Source organism: Proteus vulgaris, from assembly GCF_016239305.1.
In the GTDB taxonomy this organism is placed as follows: domain Bacteria; phylum Pseudomonadota; class Gammaproteobacteria; order Enterobacterales; family Enterobacteriaceae; genus Proteus; species Proteus vulgaris_C.
Window position 1 is genome coordinate 20,837 of sequence record NZ_JAEHOQ010000020.1, and the last position, 22,860, is coordinate 43,696.

Genomic DNA, 22,860 nt, shown 5'->3' on the forward strand with positions numbered 1-22,860 from the left:
AGGACTTTATTTATTGCACTTTAATCATCATCTGTTTGTAACCAGGAATCATCTTCCCAAACACTTTGAATAAGTTCCATAATGTGTTCATGCTTAGTTTCATCTTTTATGCCTGTAACTTGAATTGAGTTCATGCTACTAAAAGCGATACGAAACTGCATATCTGGGTATTCTGGAATGATCTTTTTTCTTAATTCATGTTCTAAAAGCGGAAGTAATGAGTCGGTTATCTTAGATTGTTTATTAAATAAAATTTCCACACGCATTGGTTTCACCATTTAAAGGCAAATAAACTGTATATAAATACAGTATTATATTCTAAGGAAAAAGAAAAGCCTTTTTACTAAAATTTTTTCATCGTTATTCATTAAATAATTTTTTAGCGTCTCTATAGGCTTAATGATAAGATGCATAATAAATACAACATATCACTAAGAGAAAAGAACATGGCAGGAAAAAGAATTTCTCGTGAGAAACAAACCATTCAAAAAATGGTTTCTCTTTATGCAAAATCATACCCTGAAACCGACTCGGATTATTATCAAAAATTAATCGATTATGCCTATAACCGGTTAGATAAATGTCGCTATGGTGAAGATAAACCAGCCTGTAAACAGTGTCCCATCCATTGTTACCAACCTATAAAAAGAAAAACTATGAAACAAATCATGCGTTGGGCTGGCCCACGGATGCTGATTTATCATCCGATTTTAGCAATACGTCATCTTATTGATGATAAAAAACCTGTACCTCCGCTTCCTGAAAAAAAGCGTACTATTCGTTCAACTGAGAAGTAAAGTCAGATTTCTTCAATCGATATAAAACATGTTCAGCTAAAGGGTGGGCTTTATCTAATGCGGGATGAAAGAAGTTATCAGATTGATGCATACCTAGTTTTTGCATCACACCTTGAGATGGAAGGTTCGAAACAGCAGTAAAAGCGACAACTTCTTCTAGTTTCAACGTTTCAAAAGCAAATCTAAATACGGCTAAAGCGGCCTCATATGTATACCCCTTACGCCAATGTTTTTGCCCTATACGCCAACCAATTTCTACACAGGGACTAAAAGGTAAAGAGGCGACTGGAATATTCAACCCAACAAAACCAATAAATTCTTGAGTTTCTTTTAGTTCAACTGCCCACATTCCCCATCCATTTTGCTGAATAAATTTTTCACGGATAGTCTCAACCATCTTATCGCTTTCTAATTGAGATAAAGTGCAAGGAAAGTAGCGCATTACTTCAGGTGAGGAGTTAACTTCATAAAAAAATGGCGCTTTATCGCTTTCACGCCATTCTCGTAAGTGTAGTCTAGGAGTCTCTAAATTCATCGTTATTCTCTATTTATACAAAACTAAGGCAATATCGATAAAATAGGACAAGCAAAAAATAATGACAATAAAAGAATATTTATTTTTTATTTTCTTTTAGTTGGTTTTCTACAGGTGCCGTTACTTTATCTTTATTTACATTAGCACTTTCTTTGATTGAAACCACTCGTTGTTGAGCAACCGATTTAGCTTGATGTTCAACTTGCTCTGATTGCCCTGTAAAAATACCACCACGCTTAATAGACATACTTCCGCAACGACTGGTACCACGTAACTCACCGTGCTCTAAAATATCTAGATTATTTGCAGCGCAAATGCCTTTAACGAAACCATCAATAATAATATCAGGCGCCGTTAATTCCCCTTCAACTTGGCCTGCATGCATAACACGAATAACACCATCTTTGACATTAATATTTCCCGATACTTTACCCCAAATTTGGATATCGCCATCAACATTAATATCACCTTGGAATACCGTTCCTTTCGCAATAATAGTATACAGTTTCTGCTCTGGCATCGGTTTTTTCTCTTCTGTTATGACTGGTGTAACAGGCTCGGCTGCTTTTGGTGTTTCAGTTTTACGACTAAACATAGCGGTTTTTTTTAACCTCAAAGTCATGGAATAAATAATAATGCTAAAAATTAGGATCAAGATAATCAAAAATTCCCCTGCCACTTTAGAACGCCAAAAGGCAATTAATGCAAGAGTCCAAATTATCCATATCCCACTAAATATAATATTTCGCAGTGTTCGCTTATTCTCCATAATTAGCTATACCCTACCTCCCTGACAATAAATACACTTATGCATTCATTATTTTAATGAATTTACGTCAAGTATGATGCCAATAATAAGGCTATTATTACCTTTTAGTTTATTGATTTGCCCCTTAAGGGAAATTACATTAAATAGAATAAAACCATAAAACTATTTATTTAAATACTCCGACCGCAATGTAAATAACTCGTGAAAAAATCACACTTTTGGATAAATATTTTTAATACGAATTAACATAAGATATACATGCTTATCTTTTTATTTAGGATTTTATTTAAAAGTTTTTAAGCCTAACTGCTCTTTTCTATTTACTCCTGCTAGAATTTGAGTCTTTAGTCGCATAAATAAAAAACCAATTAGAACAAAATCTGCTTCTTCTTAATAAAAATAACTTATTCTTCATTATAAATTTAGTTTTCCATCTTATAGACCACTATAAAAACACAGGTTATAATAACTATAGTTATTTGTAATGATTGAAATTAATTTTAGTGTTAATTTTTCTCACACACATAAAAACACTCAATCCTACAGAAAATAAGAACATATTTATGTCAACTTAGTTACAATTTAAAAACAAGGAATATAGTTACATTTTAAATACACCTATTATTTTTTTACACTGTAAAGCAAAAACAATAAATCCAACTATTTGTTATACAATAAATTTAATTATAAAAAAATAAAGTGTAAATTATTTATTACATATTAATACCTAATCTCCTCTATTGCTATTGATTAAATCTTTCCCTTCTTTAATTTTCTTTTGCAATTCATTAATAACATCTTTAAATTAACAAAATCACTTATCTTAAATTAGCAATAAAAATGTAATGTCTAATATCTAAAAAAAAACCACATCAAATTAAAGAAAATGTTCTTTTTTTTACTTTTAATAGCATTTAATAATAAAGAAGTGTTTTTATAAATACTATTATATTTATTGTTATAAAAACACAGTGATACTTATGTAATGATTTTTTGGGCAAAAAATGAATACCATACAATGTGATAATAAAAACCAATATGATTGCTTAGTTCAAAAGAAATCTTATTTTTATCCACAATATCAAATATTAGAAAATGAACAAAAAGCGCTGTTTATAATACGCAAAAACACACTTATTTTGCAAAACTGCACTGATACCGTAACGATTAATCAAGATCAAGTTCTTTTTTTACAGCAAGGTAATTACACAATAAAAACCCCCACTACAGAGCCATCAGAGATTATTTATATACCTCTCCCTGATGATTTTTTAAGAGATTTCACTGCAAAATACAACGATATTCTAAGTCAAATAGAAAGAGATGAAGATTTTTCGAGCGCTTTTATCTGTTTTCAAAACTCCCCTCTCATACAATTTTGTAGCAATGGTTTTGAATATATTACTATTCACTCTTGCCCTAAAACATTCACACAGTTACGAGTTGAAGAACTTTTAATCCTTCTGCTTTCAACAGAACAAGGTTCAGACTTGATGGCATTATTGCGTCAACTCAGTCATCGCCAAATCGATCGCTTAAAACTGTTTATGGAAAAAAATCACTTAAAAAATTGGAAACTCAAACAGTTTGCTCGTGAATTTGGTATGGGTTTAACTACATTTAAAGAACTTTTTAACCATGTCTATGGAACGTCACCAAGAACATGGATCTGTGAAAGAAGGATCATTTATGCCCATCAGTTACTACTTACTACCGAGATGAGTATTGTTGATATATCAATGGAATCTGGTTTTTCAAGCCAATCTTATTTTACACAAAGCTACCACCGTCGTTTCAATATGACACCGAGTAAGGCGAGAAATCTTAGATTAAAATTATAAAAAATCCAGCCGATTATCATAATATAAAAAAGCCATTCATCGTTAGAATGCTTAGAATTTATTCTTATGAGTGAGTTGTATATCGTGATAAAAGAAAATAGATGCCCTACCCAGCCTCATTATTATGACTGCTTAGCGTTACTAAAAAAAATGATGGCTAACAATGATAAAGAAACTGTAGATAGGCTATTTAACCTACAGTTTTCTTTTCATACAAATGAAAGTATTGTCAATGGATACAATGCCAATGAGCAACAGATAAAAATATTATCTCGCGTGCTATGCCGTGAAAGCTTAGATAGTTTATTACAATCTACTTGGTTTTTACGAAAAAAACATTGCCTTATCGCTATTACTAAAGAGGACATTCGCGACATTATTAAGATTTCCCGTTCTTTTCATACACGGCCGCCATATTCTGCTTTTACAGTAATGGATTGGGATCAGTCATTAAAAGCAACTGTTAATATCAATGAGCATATGCGTTTAATTCAAGCCATTATAAAACCACTTTTTATTTGGTGGGCTCAACATATTACACCTCAATTATTCACACTTTATGAAACAAAAAGAGAGCTTGAGTCTCAAATTAAACAATGTGAAAACATTAAGTCATTTGAAGAAAAACAACTATCAAATACAAAAGACTCTTTTTTATCTTTAGATGATATTAATATTAAACTTAGTACAGATAATGTTAGATTAATTGTCATTGATGATTTATTACAAAAATGTATTCAGTCACTTTTAGAACATTGGGAAAATGAGCCAGCCTTTAATATTAAGATCACAAATACACTAGATTATATACGTGGAGTGAAACCGAATTCTGAACTATTAAAACCCTTATGGGAGATTTTTAATAGTATTCCAGAAAACCCTGAAAATTGTCATAATTTAAAAGATTGGTTATTAGAAAGAGATCTTTGTTTAAAAAACGATATCTTTTTATGGAAATAAATAAAAATCAGCCCTTCTTTTAAAAGAAAAAAGAGCTGATGTTATCGTTTAATCATTTTATTTAACGTCTAAAATTTCAATTGTCACGATAGACATTGATTCCGGTGGTACTTGTCCAGGAACACCATTTTTTCCATAACCACCACCTGGTTTTATATAAATTTTAGCTTTGCCATTGATACCTGCTTTAGCAATAAAGGTATTCAGTGGTAATGGTAGTTGACGATAAGGTAAAGTAAGTGGCTTAGTTTTATCATAATTAAGCGTTACAGTCCCGTCTGTTAACTCTTCATGCATCGTAAACACAACCGTTTTACCTGCGATTAAATCAACAGGTTTACCCTGTTTTAAAATTTTAAAATAGGTATTATCGTCATACTGTATATAATTTTGTTTTTGAATTTCAGATAGAATAGATTTATTGCGTTGAGCATTATCTTTACCGATAATTGAATAAGCATAAGCAAGTTGCCCCGCAATCATTTGCCCCTCACCTGCTATTTTCTCAAGTTGTTCTTTTAATGTTTTATTTTCTTTTAATACATTGCTTGTTTCTGTATTTGCTTTTGCTAATTCAGCTTCTTTTGCCTTAATTTGCTCGTTTAATTGCGTACTCTTTTCTTCTAAAGATTGAGTTAATGCACGTTGAGTTTCAAGCTGTTTAGTGATGTCACGCATCTCTTTTTGGGTGTCAGCTAATGTCTTTTCTTGCTGTTTTGATTGTCCGATCGCTTCTGTTTGCTGTTGTTTTAACGCACTAATTTGCTGTGTACTTTCGATATTTTGTTTTTCTAATTGTGCTTTTACATCAGCTAATTGATTACTTAATTTATCAACAATATTTTGTTTCTCAGTGAGTTGCTTTTCCAATAATGCAGAGGCCTTAGCGCTTTCTGTTTGGCTCACTGTTAATTGTGCTAATGCAATATTACTCTCTTTAAAGCGAGTATCTAATGCTTGATATTTAGCCGATAACTCATTTTGCGCTTTTTCTAATTTAGCAATTAAATTATTTTTATCTGTAATTAAATTATCAACTGCTTTCTCGCCTGCAGATAAGCTTTTTTTCAGATCAGCTAATTCTGTTATTTTATTCTCTAACTGTAATTTTAATTCTGGAATAGTTTTCAGCTTTTCATCAGCCAGCTCTTTTTGCTGTTGAACTGCTAAAAGTGATTTATTAAGTTGAATTTGTTCTTGGTTATTTTTTTCAACTTGTGTTTTTAATTGTGCTATTTCTTGACGTTGTTCATCAACAAGTTTGTTATTAGCATCTTGTTGTTTTTCTGCTTCTGCTACTTTTAATCTAAGCTCGTGAGATAAATCTTCACGTTCTGATGTAATTTTCAATAATGTACTTTGTAGTTTCTCTATCTCTTTTTTCGCAGTGTTATCTTTTAATAATAGCTGTGCCTGCACAAACTGAGATTGAATATCTTCTTTTTCTTTTTTAATGCTTGCTAATTGACTCTGCACATCAGCCAATTGCTTGGTCAAATTAGTTTGTTCATTGGTTGTTGTCGATAAGGATTTTTCCAATGTTGCTATTTCTTTATTTTTTACAGCTTCTAACTTAGCTAACTCTTGTTCTTTTTGCTCACGACTACTTTGGAGTAATTGTTCAGCTTGAACATATTGAGCCTGGACATTTTCTTTTTCTTGCTCAATTTTAGTCAATAATGTTTGTTTTTCATTTAATTGATTTAATAGTTTTTCTTGTTCAGCTTTCGTACTCTCGAGTGAGCTTTGTAACTTATCAATTTCTTTTTTAGCACTATCATCTTTTAGTAGTGCTTGAGCCTGCAAATACCGAGATTGTAATTGTTCTTTTTCTTGCTCAAGTTGGGTAAACTTCGCTTCTAACTCTTTAAGTGTTTCTGATTGTTTTTCGAAATCTTGTTGTTGTTTTGCTAGTTCTGTGTTTTTTGCAGTTGTTGTACTTAACACATCTTCTTTATCTGCTAATTGCTTAATTAGTAAATCACGTTCTTCTTTTGTTGCTTTCAGGTCTGTTTGTAGTTTGGCAACAGCTTGTTTCAATGTGTCATCATCGAGTAAGTTATTTGCAGTCGCTAATTTTTCTTCTGTTTCAGTCAGAGATAATTCCAACTGCTTAATTTGGTTATTTGCATTTTGAAGTTTTTCTAAATGTTCCTTTAACGCTACTGTTTGCTCTGTATATTTCTGATACAGAGTTTGATATTTATTTCTTGTGTCGGCTAAACGATTCAACAACGTTTTATTAAAAAGAGGTTGTTTATGATCAAGCACAGAGCGATTAAATTGATATGCAAAATGGAAAGGAATTGCAGTCACAGAATAAAATGTGCCTGGAATAATGTCTAATAAGATATTTTCATTTTGTTGAGGTTTTGAATAGTTTTCTTTCGAATAAAGCGCTAAGGGATTATAGACCGTAGCATTATTTCTATACTGATATCGATTAAGATCTTCAGGTGTAAACTGAGGTTTAATCGGAACAAATGAGAGTAAAGGTGTCAAATAACGAGTATTATCACTCTTAAATTTAGAGTAATCCGCAGGTAATACTGGGCAACTTTCCGCCAGCGTGATATCAGGTGTCTTAACAGATTCGACCACCTGATTATCTATTTTTGCTGGTATAGAAGACCTAACTCGTTGCTCTGGCTTATTTTGTTGAGAAACCGTTGTTGTACGGTTTACTCCACGATTAGCCTGACCGGTTCTCGTTGACGATGAAATTGTAGCAGATGTTTTAGGCTCAATTTTAATTGGCTCTTGTGTTTCAAAATAACGGTCAAAATCTTCAATAACAGAATTAAACTCATTATTGGCAAACGACAGTGTTGGAAACAGCATAAAAGCGAGACAAACACTCTGCTTTAATTTCATAATAATTATTCACCTAGTTTTTTCAATGTCGAATTAACTGACATAATCGACAGATAGCGAACTTTTGCACACAAAACTTCTGTTTTTGATTCAATACTCATTTTTAGCAAATCTAAACTATCCTTACTTGCTGTGCCTTGAACACTACGGTACATCGCATTAATTTCACTAATTTCTTTAAATGAACTCATCATGGATTGATAGTCCGATGGAGAAAAAGTTTTTAGAGAATCAAGTTGTTTTATACAAGCGCTTTGTGGTGCTAATCCTAATTTTCTTGCATCTACGCCACTGTCAACAGATCCTGTTGTTGCTGTCATAGAAATCGGTTGGGCAGTTGCTACTGGCTGAGTCATAGCAACAGGCTGTGTTGCTTGAGCTTGCACCGGTGCTGGCGTCTCAACTGGACGTGTTTGATCTGACCAAACACACCCAGACAAAGCGAGAATGCTGGTAGTTATAAATACAGCAAGGACATTCTTTTTATTTTGTAATAAGGACATCATTTTTCCTTAATCCCGATCAGACTTAAATAAGAGCATATGAGTTGTCGCATTTTAAGCCATTTTATTATAATTTTCTATTACCTACTGCATACTAAATAAATAGGTTAACACTCAAGGTTGCAATGAGTGCTCCTATCATTTCATTTGTTTTTTCTTAAAACACTACTCACATCACACTAAAAATGTCCATTTTTGAATATCGGATTTATTTAGTAAAAATGTTGTCATATAAACTGGTTATTTTTTATTTCAGTAAAATAATACCAGATAACAATAAAAATAATAATACTAATTTTATCATTTATTTACACCACTTACGTGTAAAAATGGGGCTTATATTTTATTATCATTCTTTAACGACTAAGATAAAATCAAGAAATAAATATCAGATATTGTCATTGATATTTTTCTATCCTTCAATATAGGAGAACTAAGATGAATCATTTTAGAATAGGTATTGTTGTCGGAAGTTTAAGAAAAGATTCGTATAACAAACAAACAGCAAATGCATTAGTTAAGTTATTTCCTGAAGAGTTTACTCACGAATTTATCGATATCGCTAACCTTCCTCTCTATAACCAAGATGATGACAATAATACATCTTCTGCTGTCATCAGTTTCAAACAATACATAAAAGAGTGCCAAGGCATTATCTTTGTCACACCAGAATATAATCGTTCTATTCCTGGTGTACTTAAAAATGCGCTTGATCAAGCATCTCGTCCCTATGGAATGAATGCTTGGGATAAAATTCCTGCTGGTATTATTGGGGTTTCAACCGGTAACATTAGTACAGCTATAGCACAACAGCATCTACGTAACTCGCTATCTTTCTTAAATATGCCTACCTTAAATCAGCCAGAGTGTTACCTGAAGTGGTATGATGGGATGGTCGAAGATGGACAATTTGCTGAAAAAACGGCACATTTTATGCAAAATTGGGTTGATGCTTATGTCGCTTTTGTAAAAAAAAATAATCAATAATCGACACCACTAAAAAGAGCTTTGTTTTAATACATGGCTCTTTTTATTTTCATTTTTTGACTATCAAAAATAAAGTGTTCTATTTTTCATTCAATAATAAATTACTACTGCACCACTGATGGAAATTTTAATATTTTCTGAATGACACTGAATAATATAACCGCCTTATTTAAATATTAAACAATACATTAAAACTAATTTTGCTCCCTTTAAACGATATGCCTTATAATTATAATAAATGCTTATTATTTAAGCAAAAATAAAGTAATTTAAATAAAAACAGATACAAGATCAAAATGTACTACTTCGTTCAGTCGCACCAAAGTTCGAAAGTATCAATAAACTTCCATCAATATTCATTGGTGATATTTAGAATTTGATAATTATTTTTAATAATTTCTATTAGATTAGAATATTAGGCATAATGTGCGATACATCTCTAAATAATATACTTCCATAATTGTGATAAACAAAAAAATTACCTATATTAATCATCCATTAAATACTGGTAGGTAAATCATGGATAAAAATTTAAAAGAAATTGAGTGTGAAATTGCGGCACTGAAAATTGTTATCAAATCTTTACTTTCCACTCTAAGTGATAAACAACGAAGAGATATGCTTGGCAATATATCTATTGTAATTGAAGATACATCAAATCGATATCCTCAGCTTAATGAAGTGATTAACTTAACAGAGCAATATGTAAAAAAACTCACCCAAGCTTAGTGAAGAGAGTTATTCAAATTTATGTTTCCCAAAATATTATAGGGTGCATATTGCATCCTACTTATTTTGTTATATTAGATATGCTTTAATTTTATCCTATTGATGCAACTTTAAGTTAAGTTTATTAAGTTATTATTTCCTATCTCAAATATTCACCATTTTATTTTTTCAATAAAAACACCATAAAACTCTTGCTCTTTTTGGTTGATTTATTTTTTTCTTGGTTTTACTTAAACAATTAATTAATATAAAAAATAATTAATCACACTGTAATGTAGCATTATTTTCGAGGGTCATATGGAAAAAAAAGTTGTCAATATAGAGTATGAGATTGCAGCATTAAAAGTAGTATTAAAGGCATTGTTATTGACTTTAACGGATAAACAAAAAGAAGTCGCAATTCAAGATATAAACAAAACCGTCAATGATGCCTATATCAACCATGCTCAATACAAAGGTGTTATAACCAAAACAGAACAATATATAAAAAAAATGCTCTAAAAAGTTGGCGCTATATCATCCATACATCTCTTTTTATTATTATTTATTTTGAGGTGAATTATATTAGCGCCTTTAGAAAATTAAAATACCCCCAAACAAAACATCATCAATGATTGATTGATTGATTGATTGATTGATTGATTATAAAAATTAAAATAGAAAATATTCTGCAATCTATTAAAATAAAACAAATAAATTTACTATTTATAAATAGCCTATTTTATATAATATTTTTTACTTTTTAAATGGATTGATTAAGTATTATTATTATATTAATACCTAATCAATGTTGAATAAACATACAATAGCATGTGTGCCATCATTATTTCATTCATGCGCCTAACGAGTAAAAACTTACCACCTTAGACTCATGACTTATGGAAGGTATCTCGATATTAATGGTGCACAAGATTGAATTTTTGTACTGATAATTGTAATTCTTCTGTTTGCCTTTCTAACGAAATAGCAGCTGCTGATACCTGTTCAACCAAAGAGGCATTTTGTTGCGTTACACTGTCCATTTGGGTAATAGCAACACTCACTTGACCAATACCTTTACTTTGCTCCTCTGATGCAATAGTAATTTCTTTCATTATTGAAGTGACCTGTTTTACCCCTATCAAAATATCTTCCATTGTTTTTTCCATATCGCTCACTAAACTGGCACCTTTTTTCACTCGCGTTGTTGAATCAGCAATAAGTACTTCAATCTCTTTAGCCGCTTTTGCGCTATCTCCAGCTAAGTTGCGCACTTCATTTGCCACTACCATAAAACCTCGACCATGAGTGCCTGCTCTAGCGGCTTCTACCGATGCATTTAGTGCAAGTATATTTGTTTGAAATGCTATATTATTGATAACATTAATTATTTCAGCAATTTTACTCGAACTATTAGAGATCCCCTCCATCGTTGTGACAACAGATTCAGCTAACTTATTACCTTTTTCAACAGTTACTGACGCTACTTCAGCTAATTCTCTTGCTTGGTAAGCATGTTCCATATTTTGGTTAACTGCAGCAGTTATTTCTTCCATGCTTGCGGCTGTTTGCTCTAGTGCCGTCGCTTGTTCTTCTGTACGAGATGCCAAATCATTATTCCCTTTTGCAATTTCAGATGCGCCTCGATAAATACTGTCACTTCCCTGCCGAATTGTACTCACTGCCTCATGTAAGCTATTTTGCATTCCATTCAATAATGGTATTAATCGCCCTGCACAGTTATTACCAAAAGGTTCCAGTGGTTGACTAAGATCACCTTCTGTAATTTTTAAAAAATGCTGGCGAATACTTTCTAGTGGTTTTTGTAACATGGACACCAAGTAACGGTCGGTGAGAATAAGAATAATCCCGCCTAAAATTACGCTAATAAAAATAATAATTTGAGTTATTTCAATAAGTCTATCGACATCTTCTATCGTTCTATCAATTTTTATATTTGCGACTTGATTAAATTTTTCAGTAACATTACCAAATTCACGGCTTAATGCAGGAGTGACATTTCTAGCATGTTGCTCATATTCTTCAATAGTGCCATTTAATGCGAGTGCCATTTGTTTTTTAACTCCTTGTTCAAAAAGAGCTAACCAAATCTCCATCAATTCTTGAGAAACATTCGCATCCATAGGTCCTGGCGAAACAGATTTCATATACTCAATCTGTCTTTCCATATTCTCCATTGCGGTTTGAGCTTGAGCAAAATCGACTTCTTTTCCCTCTGCTTTTTGTTCTACCAAACGATTAAGCCGTGAAGTAAAACGAAAGTATTGATCATTTCCCTGACTAAGCGCCGCCATTTGCTTTATGATTTGATTATCAGCCTGATTACCTTCAGATATTTGTGATAGTGACCATGCGCTATAAAGACTCACACTGCCAAATAACACACATAAAGTACCTAGTATTACTATCATCATCACACGAATAGTAATGTTACGAAGTTTCTGCATCGAATTTCTCAACTAACAAGATAAAGTAATCCCAATAGGGCGTAATGTACTTTTATCGACACCTTTTCAATTTATTTTAATTTTTTACTAAAGTTTTTTATAAATTGATTTTTTATTTTCTATACATAAAAAGAGTTAGTTAAGAGAAACAAAAATGTTACTTATGTATCATTTTTTATAATTAGATATAAAAAATAAAAAAGCACGTAAAATCAATTAATTAAAAATTAATGATTTAAATAACAAATAAGAAGTGTTAAAGAAATAAAAAGATAATTTGAGGAAAAAATAAGTTGGAGCGGGCGAAGGGAATCGAACCCTCGTATAGAGCTTGGGAAGCTCTCGTTCTACCATTGAACTACGCCCGCAGTTGGTTTTTTCAATTATACGCTCCCCTAATTGAACAGCAATCCCCTTCTTATTTAAGTGATTATTTAATCATCACAAAAAACATAATCTATTAATATAAAACATAAAAAAGCCACCTTTCGGTGGCTTTTCAATTAATTACTATTCGTTAATTAGGATAACAATTATTTATTAGGACGCATTGCCGGGAATAAAATGACATCACGGATAGTATGGCTATTAGTAAATAACATTACCATACGATCAATACCAATACCTAAACCTGCTGTTGGCGGTAATCCGTGTTCTAATGCCGTAATATAGTCATGGTCAAAGAACATGGCTTCTGCATCACCGGCTTCTTTTTGACGAACTTGATCTTCAAAACGCTCAGCTTGGTCTTGTGCATCATTAAGTTCTGAGAAACCATTACCAATCTCACGCCCACCAATAAAGAATTCAAAACGATCAGTGATAAATGGATTATCGTCGTTACGACGAGCTAATGGTGAAACTTCTGCCGGGTATTCAATGATAAATGTAGGTTGAATTAGGTGGCTTTCTGCAACTTCTTCAAAAATTTCACATTGAACACGGCCTAATCCCCAGCTTTTCTCAATCTTAATACCAATAGATTGAGCAATAGCAACCGCTTTATCCATATCATCAAGATCAGCCATTACAGTTTCTGGACGATATTTGCAGATAGCTTCTTTCATGGTTAATTTAGCAAATGGTTTGCCGAAATCAAACTCTTGGTCGCCGTATTTTACTAACGAAGAGCCCAGTACATTTTCAGTTAATGTACGGAATAATTCTTCCGTTAATTCAATCAAGTCACGGTAATCTGCATACGCCATATAGAGTTCCATCATGGTGAACTCTGGGTTATGACGCGGTGATACGCCTTCGTTACGGAAGTTACGGTTAATTTCGAATACGCGATCAAAACCACCCACAACTAAACGTTTTAAATATAACTCAGGAGCAATACGCAGATACATATCAATATCTAACGCATTATGGTGAGTAATAAACGGACGCGCAGTTGCTCCACCAGGGATAGTTTGCATCATCGGCGTTTCAACTTCCATAAAGCCTTTGTTCACCATAAATTGACGGATACCCGCCATCACTTGTGAACGAATTTGGAAAGTTTTACGTGATTCTTCGTTAGAAATCAGATCTAAATAACGCTGACGATAACGCATTTCTTGGTCAGCTAGACCGTGAAATTTATCTGGTAACGGGCGCAGTGCTTTAGTTAATAAACGCACTTCTGTACAGTGAACACTTAATTCACCTGTTTTCGTTTTGAAAACACGACCACGAGCACCTAAGATATCGCCAAGATCCCATTTTTTAAATTGCTCGTTGTAGATGCCTTCTGGCAAATCATCACGAGAAACATAAAGCTGAATGCGACCCCCCATGTCTTGCAATGTAGCGAAAGATGCCTTGCCCATAATACGGCGAGTCATCATACGACCTGCAATAGCAACTTCCACATTCGCTGCGGCTAACTCTTCTGCGCTCATTGCATCATACTTTTGATGTAATTCGTCAGACAGTGCATCTCTGCGGAAATCATTTGGGAATGCGTTACCATTATCACGTAAAGCGGATAATTTTTCGCGGCGTGTTTGCAGTTCGTTATTTAAATCAGGTGCCTGCTCCGCACCTTGTTGCTGTTGCGACATGTTTTTCCTCACAGGCCCGCTTTTAAGCTAGCTTCAATAAATTTATCAAGATCACCGTCTAACACTGCTTGTGTATTACGCGTTTCCACACCAGTGCGTAAATCTTTAATGCGTGAATCATCAAGAACATAAGAACGAATTTGACTACCCCAGCCAATATCGGACTTGTTATCTTCCATTACTTGCTTGTCTGCATTTTTCTTCTGCATTTCCAGCTCGTATAACTTCGCTTTCATCTGCTTCATTGCCTGATCTTTGTTCTTATGCTGAGAGCGATCGTTTTGGCATTGAGTGACAAGACCTGTAGGAACGTGGGTTATACGTACCGCAGATTCTGTTTTGTTAACGTGCTGTCCACCCGCACCTGAAGCTCGATAAACGTCAATACGTAAATCAGCTGGGTTGATTTCAATATCAATATTGTCATCAACTTCAGGGTAAATAAAGGCAGAGCTAAATGAGGTATGACGACGGCCACCTGAGTCAAATGGGCTTTTACGAACTAGGCGGTGAACACCTGTTTCTGTACGTAACCAACCATAAGCGTACTCACCAATAATTTTGATAGTCGCTGATTTTAACCCTGCAACATCACCGTCAGATTCTTCAATAATTTCTGTTTTAAAGCCTCTTGATTCAGCCCAACGTAAATACATGCGCATCAGCATACTTGCCCAATCTTGCGCTTCTGTACCACCAGAGCCGGCTTGTAAATCAAGGTAGCAATCCGCACTATCATATTCACCAGAGAACATGCGACGGAATTCTAATTGCTCAAGTTTTTTATTTAACACATCTAATTCAGCAATGGCTTCGTTAAATGTCTCTTCATCATCAGCTTCAACCGCTAATTCAAGTAAACCAGAAACATCTTCTAGTCCTTGGTCTAATTGGTCGATAGTTTCTACGATAGCCTCAAGAGATGAACGCTCTTTTCCCAATGCTTGCGCCCTTTCTGGCTCATTCCACACATCAGGTTGTTCTAATTCAGCGTTAACTTCTTCTAAACGCTCTTTCTTGGCATCATAGTCAAAGATACCCCCTGAGAACATTTGTTCTTTCAGAGACTTCTTCAATTTGGTGTTTTACTGGGTTGATTTCAAACATGCTTTTTCGTCTTTATGTTGTTTTCAAAAACAATTGGAATAAATTTTGAACCGCATATTGTAACGGATATATCCACGGGTTTATAGCATTTATATACAATTGTCTATCCAATCGTTGTTGCCATAACAACGTTGTACTTTATATCACAATAAATTGCTTAAATTATTCGTATTAACAAGGCCAAATATGCTCAACAAGTAATTGTGCATTCCGTTGTCCTCTAAATTCATTCACATCTAATCGATAAGCTAATTCAACGATTTTAATGCTGTTATCAGGCCAGATATTAATATCAACATTAAAGGCGATAGCATCAATCATCAGATGACTATTAACAGGCTGAAGCATCATTTTTAAATGTTTACTGCCTACAATACGCTGTTGCAACAACGTAAATTTGCCATCAAATAATGGCTCAGGAAAAGCTTGCCCCCATGGGCCTGCTTCTCTTAGCATTTCGGCTATAGGTAGCGATAATTGATTTTCTGTCAATTCACCATCAGATAAAATAACACCTTGCAATTGCTCGTCAGAAACCAACTCAGACATTAAAGATGAAAAATGACGCTGAAATAGCGGAAACTTATCCTCTTCAAGGGAAAGCCCCGCAGCCATTGCATGCCCACCAAACTTCAGCATTAATCCAGGATTTAAAGTATTTAATCGTTCTAACGCATCCCTAAGATGTACACCACTGATTGAACGACCAGAACCTTTTAATAGTCCATCACCGCTAGGTGCAAAAGCAATAACAGGACGATGTAGTTTTTCTTTAATTCGAGATGCTAATATGCCCACAACACCTTGATGCCATTCAGGGTGATAAATAGCTAAACCATTCGGCAAATCATGTTGAGTGCCCATAAATTGACGGAAAATAGTGGAGGCTTCTTCTTGCATACCTGCTTCAATTTCACGACGAGTTTGATTTAAGCCATCAAGTTCATTCGCTATTTCACGCGCAGAACCAATATTATCAGTTAAAAGTAGAGCAACACCCACAGACATGTCATCAAGACGCCCCGCTGCATTTAAGCGTGGCCCTAAAGAAAAACCTAAGTCACTGCTTACCAATTGAGATAGCTCTTTACGAGAAACCTCAGTAAGTGCTTTTATCCCTACACAACAACGACCAGCTCGAATACGACGTAATCCCTCATAAACAAAAATGCGGTTATTTTCATCAAGAGGAACGACATCAGCCACGGTTCCTAATGCAACTAAATCGAGAAAATCAGCCATATTAGGACGCACTAAATTGTGTTGTTCAAACCAACCTAATTTTTCTAATTCAGCTCGCAATGCCGTCATTAAATAAAAAGTAACACCAACGCCAGCTAATGATTTAGATAAGAAATCGCAATCAGCCAAATTAGGGTTAATAATCGCATCAGCAGCAGGTAATGTTTGTCCCGGCAAATGGTGGTCTGTTACTAGGACTCGGATGCCATATTCATGAGCAGTCTCCACGCCTTCAAAAGATGAAATACCATTATCAACAGTGATAATGAGATCAACCCCTTTTTTTGCAACATCATGAACAACTTGAGGGCTTAAGCCATAACCATCATCAAAGCGATTAGGAATATGATAGCTTACTTGCTTAAATCCCATTTGGCGTAATGCTTTGATAGCCAATGCTGTACTGGTTGCACCATCCGCATCAAAATCACCGACAATCACAATGCGAGATTGCTGTTTTAAAGCCTCGATAAGCAATGAAAGTGCCGTTTCAATTCCGGTTAATGCTTGATAATGAAGTAAGCCTTTTAACGATCGTTCTAGTTGAACTTCGGATGTTATTCCGCGATTAGCATAAATCTGTCGTAATAAAGGATCTAAGTTATCCGGCAATTGAGTTGCCTGTGCAATTCGACGACGTAGTGTCGGTTCAATAGTGACCATAAAGCGTGATTACTTCTCTTTTTTATCTAATAATTCAATAAGGTTTTGAGCAGAAATATACCCACCATAAATACTCGCATTAGGTAACACAATAGCAGGTGTACCTTGAATTCCCATCATGGTGCCTAATTTAAAATGTTCATTAATATTGATTTTTTTACATTCATCAATGGGAATAATTTTGTCACCTTTAAATGCACTGTCTAATGATTTATTAGGAAAACCGCTACACCACACAGCATTCATTTCTTTACTCACAATATTATTGCCAACACCATTACGAGGAAATGCTAAATAACGTACCGTTATCCCCCGTTTATTCAGTTCAGGTACTTCTTGGTGAAGTTTTTGACAGTAAGGACAACTAATATCAGTAAAAATGGTGATCACATGGCGTTCATTACGCGCTTTATAAACGATCATTTCATTTTTAAGTGAATCTACTTTTTTCATAATAACTTGATTGGCAATACTAACAGGCTCACCGCTACTGATATTATAAATAGGGCCAGCTGTTAGGTATTTACCATCGTCAGTAATGTAAAAAATACCTTTATCTGATAACACTGCATTTAATCCAACAATCGGGGTTGGTTGAATGCTTTCTGCTTTAATTTGCATTTTAGCCAGTTGCGCTTCAATAGAAGCATTGTCAGCAAGCACAGGTATTGACACCATGCTTAATAGTATTGGCAACCAGAGTAATTTCTTTTTCATTTAAATTCCTATTTAATGCCAGCCTGTTGGTGGCTATCCCCTTGGATGATGTTGCTGATGAAGCACTTTCAAGCGCTCTGTGGCAACATGGGTATAAATCTGTGTTGTAGAGAGGTCACTGTGCCCCAATAACATCTGTACAACACGCAAGTCTGCTCCATGATTTAAAAGATGTGTTGCAAATGCATGGCGCAACACATGGGGTGATAACTTTTCAGTATCAATTCCAGCAATCACAGCATAATGTTTTATCCGATGCCAGAAAGTTTGTCGTGTCATTTTCTGCCCTCTTAGGCTAGGAAAAACGATATCGTCTGTTTTTCCTTGCATTAACGCGGGCCTTCCATATTGCAGATATTGTTCTAACCAGTAAACAGCCTCTTCCCCTAAAGGAACTAATCGTTCTTTATCGCCCTTACCGATCACTCTTAATACACCTTGCCGTAAACTGATATCAGAAAGAGATAATCCGACCAATTCAGAAACACGAAGCCCACAGGCATAAAGCACTTCAAGCATTGCTTTATCGCGTAATTCTAATGGCTCATCAATACAAGGCGCATTGAGTAAATCATCCACTTGCCGTTCACTTAAGTCTTTAGGTAAGCGTTTCGGCAGTTTTGGGGTTGAGAGTAATGCACTAGGATCATCTAAGCGTAATTTTTCACGATAAAGATATTGAAATAATCGACGCATTGTACTGAGCAAGCGAGCAGCACTACTGGCTTTATATCCTTCATCAAGACGCGTCGCGAGAAAGGATTGTAAATCCAAGGTAGTCACAGATAACCAATCCAATTGATGATGTATAAGCCACTGGCCTAATGCTTGTAAATCTAAACGATAAGAACTGAGTGTATTAGCCGATAATCCTTGCTCTAACCAAATATTGTCGAGAAATTGCTCAATAATAATATCTGTATCTTTATGAGTCTGCGTTGTTTTTTTTGTCGATAATTTGGTTTTTGACACAGTCTTACTCTCCTGCTCTTTAGTTTATTGCCTTTACATTATGCCTTATAAAACTTTTTTTCTGATACAATAGTGACCTTTATTGGCAAAAATATCCTAAAAATCTTTATGAAAATTGGTCTATTTTACGGTTCTAGCACCTGTTACACCGAAATGGCAGCAGAAAAAATTCGTGATATTCTCGGTGAAGAGTTCGTTGATCTCCATAATGTTCAAGAGTGTGATATCACGCTTATGGAGCAATATGACATTCTTATTTTAGGTATTCCCACTTGGGATTTTGGCGAGATCCAAGAAGATTGGCTCAATATTTGGGAAACATTGCCAACATTAAAGTTAAAAAATAAACTTATTGCGATGTATGGAATGGGCGACCAAATTGATTACAGCGAATGGTTTCTTGATGCACTAGGTATGCTTTACCATCATTTATTGCCAAGTGGCGTTAAATTTATTGGGTTCTGGCCTGTTGATGGATATGAGTTTGTCAGTCCAAAACCGTTGTCAGATGATGGTAAGCATTTTGTTGGTCTTGCATTAGATGACGTTAATCAATTTGAAGAAACTGATGAACGTTTATCACAATGGTGTATGCAAATTTTACGTGAGATAGAAGAAAACTTATAAATATAATGCCCAGAGATTAAATATCTGGGTATTGCATTAATAATTGCGAAAAATTACGCCATTCATTTTCAGTCATACTATCAAAAGCGACCCACAACGTGATTTGTTTTTTATTCAAAATAGAGGTCAGCGTTATTCGAGTACCAAATCGACTAATCCAAGGACGCTTTGTTATTTGCCACTCATGAAGTTTCCATTGCACTCGATTGCCGTTCAGTAAAGCAAAATCACCTTTGATTCGACTAATGTTTTTTTGCGTAAAATACCAGCTTCCGATCAAAAGTAGCAACAAAGGCACCCAAATATAAATAAAATCAGGGGGCCATGGATATAGCAATAACCCTATTTCAAAAGCAACATAAATTGCAGTTGAAAAGAGTTGTGTAAACCATGACACTGTAAGATGCGATTTCCATAAGATCACGAGTTATATAAACTCCCGCTTTAGTTCTATACCGATATAAATAACGTTAAAGAATAACCTATTTATAATGTAACTTCTTTTTTAATCCTGTAAATAGTTTACCTTACCTTTTAGATTTAATTTTTTATTATTTTTGACTGTTTTATACTTAATCAAAAAAACACAATTTAATAGTAAATACGTAATCTTTATTCTTTTTTAATTACTATTTTAATAAAATAAGCATACCTGATTTATTAAATACTCAGAAGATAATCGTGAAAAATGATCATTTAAACGCTAATTTATAGAGATAACACGCATTTTTATCGCAAACCTGTTCTTTATTTCATCAAATTTTAGAACGTGATTTTATTTTTATATAAAAATAAAAAACGCCTTTATTAGATAATAAAAGCGTCATTTATAATCAACAAAATTATTATTTAACCTATCGCTGATTTTATACGTTTTTTTTATTAATATTTATCAACGATCTCTGCCATTCTCGCCCGATTACGCTCTTGAATTAACTTCACCATATAATAGAGCGATTCATCGTCAGGACGACCATGGTTCATTAACCAGTTAAATAAATCAGGATCTGCACATTCGAGTAAACGAACAAAAAGCGCTTTATCGTTATCAGATAACGTATCGTACTCATTTTCGAAAAAAGGCATGATAGAAATATCCAGCTCGCGCATTCCACGGCGACATGCCCAGTTAATTCGTGCTTTATTCTCTATATCGATAGTCATACTCTGCTCTTTACATTGTTCAAATCAAGAAATACTACGATTTCTTCCTATCTTCGATGATAGTCTTATCACGAAATTTTTAACATCAAAATGATCACAGTTTGCAGGTTTCGTCTCATAGACACCATATTGAACACACATTTATTAGTCATTTGCCAGGTTCATTTTCTGTGCGTTATAAATAATAATGACTTGCATTGTCTTGTGACTCTTTTACCATAACTGATGTATCTGATTAAATTAATCGCTGGTGACATCATGACTCAAAATTCGACTCAGGCTAAACGCCCTAATGCGGCAATCAATTTACCGTTAACACTGATTTCTTTAGATGAATGGTCACTGATAACAGCAACCGGTGCTGACAGTGAAAAATATCTACAAGGCCAATTAACTACCGATATTACAGCACTTCCTGCAACTACGCATACGTTATCAGCTCACTGTGAAGCAAAAGGAAAAATGTGGAGCACATTACGCTTTTTCCGTATGCAAGACGGGTTTGCTTATATTTTGCGTAAGAATGTCGCACAAAAACAACTGACTGAATTAAAAAAATATGCAGTATTTTCAAAAATAACCTTAACTGAAAATACACAAGCCGTATTATTAGGATTAGCAGGACAAGGCGCAGCTCAGGCTTTAGCTGACTATTTCCCTAATATTCCTCGCAAAGCGAATGAAGTCATTAATCACGACAATACTTATATTCTTCAACTACCTTTACCTACTGAGCGTTTCTTAATTGTCACTGACGAAGAAACAGCAAAAAATCTAGCCACAACATTAAAAGCACAAATAAGTGATAGTGAACAATGGTTAGCTTTAGATATTGAAGCTGGATACCCTATTATTGATACCCCAAATATCGAACAGTTTTTGCCTCAAGCAACAAATCTACAAGCATTGCCATTAAGTATCTGCTTTAAAAAAGGCTGTTATACTGGGCAAGAAATGGTTTCTCGCGCGAAATTCAGAGGTGCCAATAAACGTGCTATGTATCTGTTATCGGGCGGTGGTACTGAATTGCCAGAAATTGGCGGTAGCATTGAGTGGCAGCTGGGTGAAGATAAATGGCGTAAAACAGGCACTGTATTAAGTGCTGTACGTATGGCAGACAATACTATTCTTGTAGAAGTTATCATGAATAACGACATGGAAGCTGACAGCGTATTTCGTGTCCAAGGCGATAACATCAGTCGCTTATCCATTAAACCTCTTCCTTACTCTTTAGAAGAAGAGTAACGCTTATTTAAATCAGAATGGATTTTTATGACACAACAACCTAATGGGGCTTTTGGCCCCTTTTCAGAGACTATTAATTTCATTATGGAATTAGATAAACTTAAACGTGTTTATCGTAAAAATAATGTCTTAGACAATAGCCGTTCTGAAAATACGGCAGAACATAGCTGGCATTTTGCAGTTGCAGCAATGAGCTTTCAACCTTATGCCGGCGACATTGATATGGGGCGTGCTATTCAATTAGCTTTAGTCCACGATATCGTTGAGATCGACGCTGGTGACGTTATGGTGTATGACGTTGTTGCTCGTGAAGCTATCAAAGAACATGAGCAAAAAGCTGCTAAACGTATTTTTGCTTTATTACCATCCCCACAAAGTGAATATTTCCTCAATTTATGGCTGGAATATGATGCAGCTGAAACACCTGAATCTCAGTTTGCTAACATTCTTGATCGCGCCATGCCAATGCTGATGAACTTACATAATGAAGGTCAGAGTTGGGTGGAAAATAATATCCGCTTAGAACAAGTGTTAGCGCGCAATCTGTTTATTGAAAAACAGTGGCCAGAATTTTGGCAGTATCTCTACCCTCAATTATTAGAGGCGCAGAAAAAAGGCTGGTTGAAGTAGCAA

Annotated in this window: 22 protein-coding genes and 1 tRNA gene; 9 read left to right on the top strand and 14 right to left on the bottom strand. The window is 34.5% G+C overall.

What is annotated here, in order from left to right; all coding sequences use genetic code 11:
- Positions 1 to 20 precede the first annotated feature (20 nt).
- Complete coding sequence (locus JEP40_RS14180) at positions 21 to 266, bottom strand: DinI-like family protein (RefSeq protein ID WP_198624050.1); 246 nt, start codon at positions 264 to 266, stop codon at positions 21 to 23.
- A gap of 180 nt (positions 267 to 446) precedes the next feature.
- Between JEP40_RS14180 and JEP40_RS14185 the strand changes: the two genes are divergently transcribed.
- On the top strand, positions 447 to 797 hold the full coding sequence (locus JEP40_RS14185; RefSeq protein ID WP_198624051.1) for a nitrous oxide-stimulated promoter family protein: 351 nt from the start codon (positions 447 to 449) through the stop codon (positions 795 to 797).
- On the opposite strand, the gene JEP40_RS14190 is transcribed toward JEP40_RS14185, so the two are convergent.
- Together JEP40_RS14190 and JEP40_RS14195 are read right to left on the bottom strand one after the other, a co-directional pair.
- Positions 775 to 1,332 (bottom strand): GNAT family N-acetyltransferase, encoded by a 558-nt coding sequence (locus JEP40_RS14190; RefSeq protein ID WP_198624052.1) that lies wholly within the window; start codon positions 1,330 to 1,332, stop codon positions 775 to 777. The two genes, JEP40_RS14185 and JEP40_RS14190, sit on opposite strands and share 23 nt — an antisense overlap.
- Positions 1,333 to 1,411: 79 nt before the next feature.
- The gene (locus tag JEP40_RS14195) at positions 1,412 to 1,927 is read right to left on the bottom strand and encodes a bactofilin family protein (protein ID WP_232799302.1); all 516 of its coding nucleotides are present in this window, start codon (positions 1,925 to 1,927) and stop codon (positions 1,412 to 1,414) included.
- A 1,178-nt stretch (positions 1,928 to 3,105) separates the two neighbouring features.
- On the opposite strand from JEP40_RS14195, the gene JEP40_RS14200 reads away from it, so the two are divergent.
- Together JEP40_RS14200 and JEP40_RS14205 are read left to right on the top strand one after the other, a co-directional pair.
- Positions 3,106 to 3,942: a helix-turn-helix transcriptional regulator gene (locus tag JEP40_RS14200; protein ID WP_198624054.1), complete on the top strand. Its 837-nt coding sequence runs from the start codon at positions 3,106 to 3,108 to the stop codon at positions 3,940 to 3,942.
- A 66-nt stretch (positions 3,943 to 4,008) separates the two neighbouring features.
- A complete protein-coding gene (locus JEP40_RS14205) occupies positions 4,009 to 4,902 on the top strand; it encodes a T3SS regulon anti-activator ExsD domain-containing protein (protein ID WP_198624055.1) in 894 nt (297 codons plus the stop codon).
- A 57-nt stretch (positions 4,903 to 4,959) separates the two neighbouring features.
- On the opposite strand, the gene JEP40_RS14210 is transcribed toward JEP40_RS14205, so the two are convergent.
- Entirely contained in the window at positions 4,960 to 7,776 is a 2,817-nt protein-coding gene (locus JEP40_RS14210; RefSeq protein WP_198624056.1) for a sugar transporter, read from the bottom strand.
- A 5-nt stretch (positions 7,777 to 7,781) separates the two neighbouring features.
- The gene (locus JEP40_RS14215; RefSeq protein ID WP_232799303.1) at positions 7,782 to 8,279 is read right to left on the bottom strand and encodes a hypothetical protein; all 498 of its coding nucleotides are present in this window, start codon (positions 8,277 to 8,279) and stop codon (positions 7,782 to 7,784) included.
- Between the two features lie 438 nt (positions 8,280 to 8,717).
- Between JEP40_RS14215 and JEP40_RS14220 the strand changes: the two genes are divergently transcribed.
- The 3 genes from JEP40_RS14220 to JEP40_RS14230 all read left to right on the top strand — a co-directional run bounded on the left by JEP40_RS14220 (position 8,718) and on the right by JEP40_RS14230 (position 10,496).
- The gene (locus JEP40_RS14220; protein WP_198624058.1) at positions 8,718 to 9,266 is read left to right on the top strand and encodes an NADPH-dependent FMN reductase; all 549 of its coding nucleotides are present in this window, start codon (positions 8,718 to 8,720) and stop codon (positions 9,264 to 9,266) included.
- Positions 9,267 to 9,785: 519 nt separating this feature from the next.
- Positions 9,786 to 9,995 carry a sigma-S stabilization anti-adapter protein IraP gene (locus tag JEP40_RS14225; RefSeq protein ID WP_072069219.1) on the top strand — a complete coding sequence of 70 codons (210 nt, stop codon included), beginning with the start codon at positions 9,786 to 9,788 and terminating at the stop codon, positions 9,993 to 9,995.
- Between the two features lie 297 nt (positions 9,996 to 10,292).
- The gene (locus JEP40_RS14230) at positions 10,293 to 10,496 is read left to right on the top strand and encodes a hypothetical protein (RefSeq protein WP_198624059.1); all 204 of its coding nucleotides are present in this window, start codon (positions 10,293 to 10,295) and stop codon (positions 10,494 to 10,496) included.
- 395 nt (positions 10,497 to 10,891) lie between these two features.
- Here JEP40_RS14230 and JEP40_RS14235 read toward each other — a convergent pair whose 3' ends face one another.
- The 7 genes from JEP40_RS14235 to xerD form a co-directional block, all read right to left on the bottom strand.
- Positions 10,892 to 12,442: a methyl-accepting chemotaxis protein gene (locus tag JEP40_RS14235; protein WP_198624060.1), complete on the bottom strand. Its 1,551-nt coding sequence runs from the start codon at positions 12,440 to 12,442 to the stop codon at positions 10,892 to 10,894.
- Between the two features lie 294 nt (positions 12,443 to 12,736).
- Positions 12,737 to 12,810: transfer RNA gene (locus JEP40_RS14240), tRNA-Gly, on the bottom strand.
- Positions 12,811 to 12,975: 165 nt separating this feature from the next.
- Positions 12,976 to 14,490, bottom strand: coding sequence for a lysine--tRNA ligase (gene lysS, locus JEP40_RS14245; protein ID WP_198624061.1), 1,515 nt, complete (start codon positions 14,488 to 14,490; stop codon positions 12,976 to 12,978).
- 8 nt (positions 14,491 to 14,498) lie between these two features.
- Positions 14,499 to 15,597, bottom strand: a protein-coding gene (prfB, locus tag JEP40_RS14250; RefSeq protein WP_099074846.1) for a peptide chain release factor 2 whose coding sequence is annotated in 2 segments (ribosomal slippage) — positions 14,499 to 15,521 and positions 15,523 to 15,597 — 1,098 coding nt in all. Because the reading frame shifts where the segments join, the coding sequence is not laid out codon by codon here.
- A gap of 171 nt (positions 15,598 to 15,768) precedes the next feature.
- The gene (recJ, locus tag JEP40_RS14255; protein ID WP_198624062.1) at positions 15,769 to 17,502 is read right to left on the bottom strand and encodes a single-stranded-DNA-specific exonuclease RecJ; all 1,734 of its coding nucleotides are present in this window, start codon (positions 17,500 to 17,502) and stop codon (positions 15,769 to 15,771) included.
- A 9-nt stretch (positions 17,503 to 17,511) separates the two neighbouring features.
- Positions 17,512 to 18,219 carry a bifunctional protein-disulfide isomerase/oxidoreductase DsbC gene (dsbC, locus tag JEP40_RS14260; protein ID WP_198624063.1) on the bottom strand — a complete coding sequence of 236 codons (708 nt, stop codon included), beginning with the start codon at positions 18,217 to 18,219 and terminating at the stop codon, positions 17,512 to 17,514.
- A gap of 33 nt (positions 18,220 to 18,252) precedes the next feature.
- Positions 18,253 to 19,191, bottom strand: a complete 939-nt coding sequence (gene xerD, locus JEP40_RS14265) for a site-specific tyrosine recombinase XerD (protein WP_198624064.1) — start codon at positions 19,189 to 19,191, stop codon at positions 18,253 to 18,255.
- Between the two features lie 108 nt (positions 19,192 to 19,299).
- On the opposite strand from xerD, the gene fldB reads away from it, so the two are divergent.
- Positions 19,300 to 19,818: a flavodoxin FldB gene (fldB, locus tag JEP40_RS14270; RefSeq protein ID WP_198624065.1), complete on the top strand. Its 519-nt coding sequence runs from the start codon at positions 19,300 to 19,302 to the stop codon at positions 19,816 to 19,818.
- A gap of 16 nt (positions 19,819 to 19,834) precedes the next feature.
- Here the strand turns inward: fldB and JEP40_RS14275 are convergent, their stop codons facing one another.
- The gene (locus JEP40_RS14275) at positions 19,835 to 20,242 is read right to left on the bottom strand and encodes a protein YgfX (protein WP_198624066.1); all 408 of its coding nucleotides are present in this window, start codon (positions 20,240 to 20,242) and stop codon (positions 19,835 to 19,837) included.
- A gap of 458 nt (positions 20,243 to 20,700) precedes the next feature.
- Positions 20,701 to 20,976 carry an FAD assembly factor SdhE gene (gene sdhE / locus JEP40_RS14280; protein WP_036938885.1) on the bottom strand — a complete coding sequence of 92 codons (276 nt, stop codon included), beginning with the start codon at positions 20,974 to 20,976 and terminating at the stop codon, positions 20,701 to 20,703.
- A 264-nt stretch (positions 20,977 to 21,240) separates the two neighbouring features.
- Between sdhE and ygfZ the strand changes: the two genes are divergently transcribed.
- Together ygfZ and JEP40_RS14290 are read left to right on the top strand one after the other, a co-directional pair.
- The gene (ygfZ, locus tag JEP40_RS14285; protein ID WP_198624067.1) at positions 21,241 to 22,227 is read left to right on the top strand and encodes a tRNA-modifying protein YgfZ; all 987 of its coding nucleotides are present in this window, start codon (positions 21,241 to 21,243) and stop codon (positions 22,225 to 22,227) included.
- Positions 22,228 to 22,254: 27 nt separating this feature from the next.
- Positions 22,255 to 22,857, top strand: coding sequence for an HD domain-containing protein (locus JEP40_RS14290; RefSeq protein WP_198624068.1), 603 nt, complete (start codon positions 22,255 to 22,257; stop codon positions 22,855 to 22,857).
- Positions 22,858 to 22,860: the final 3 nt, after the last annotated feature.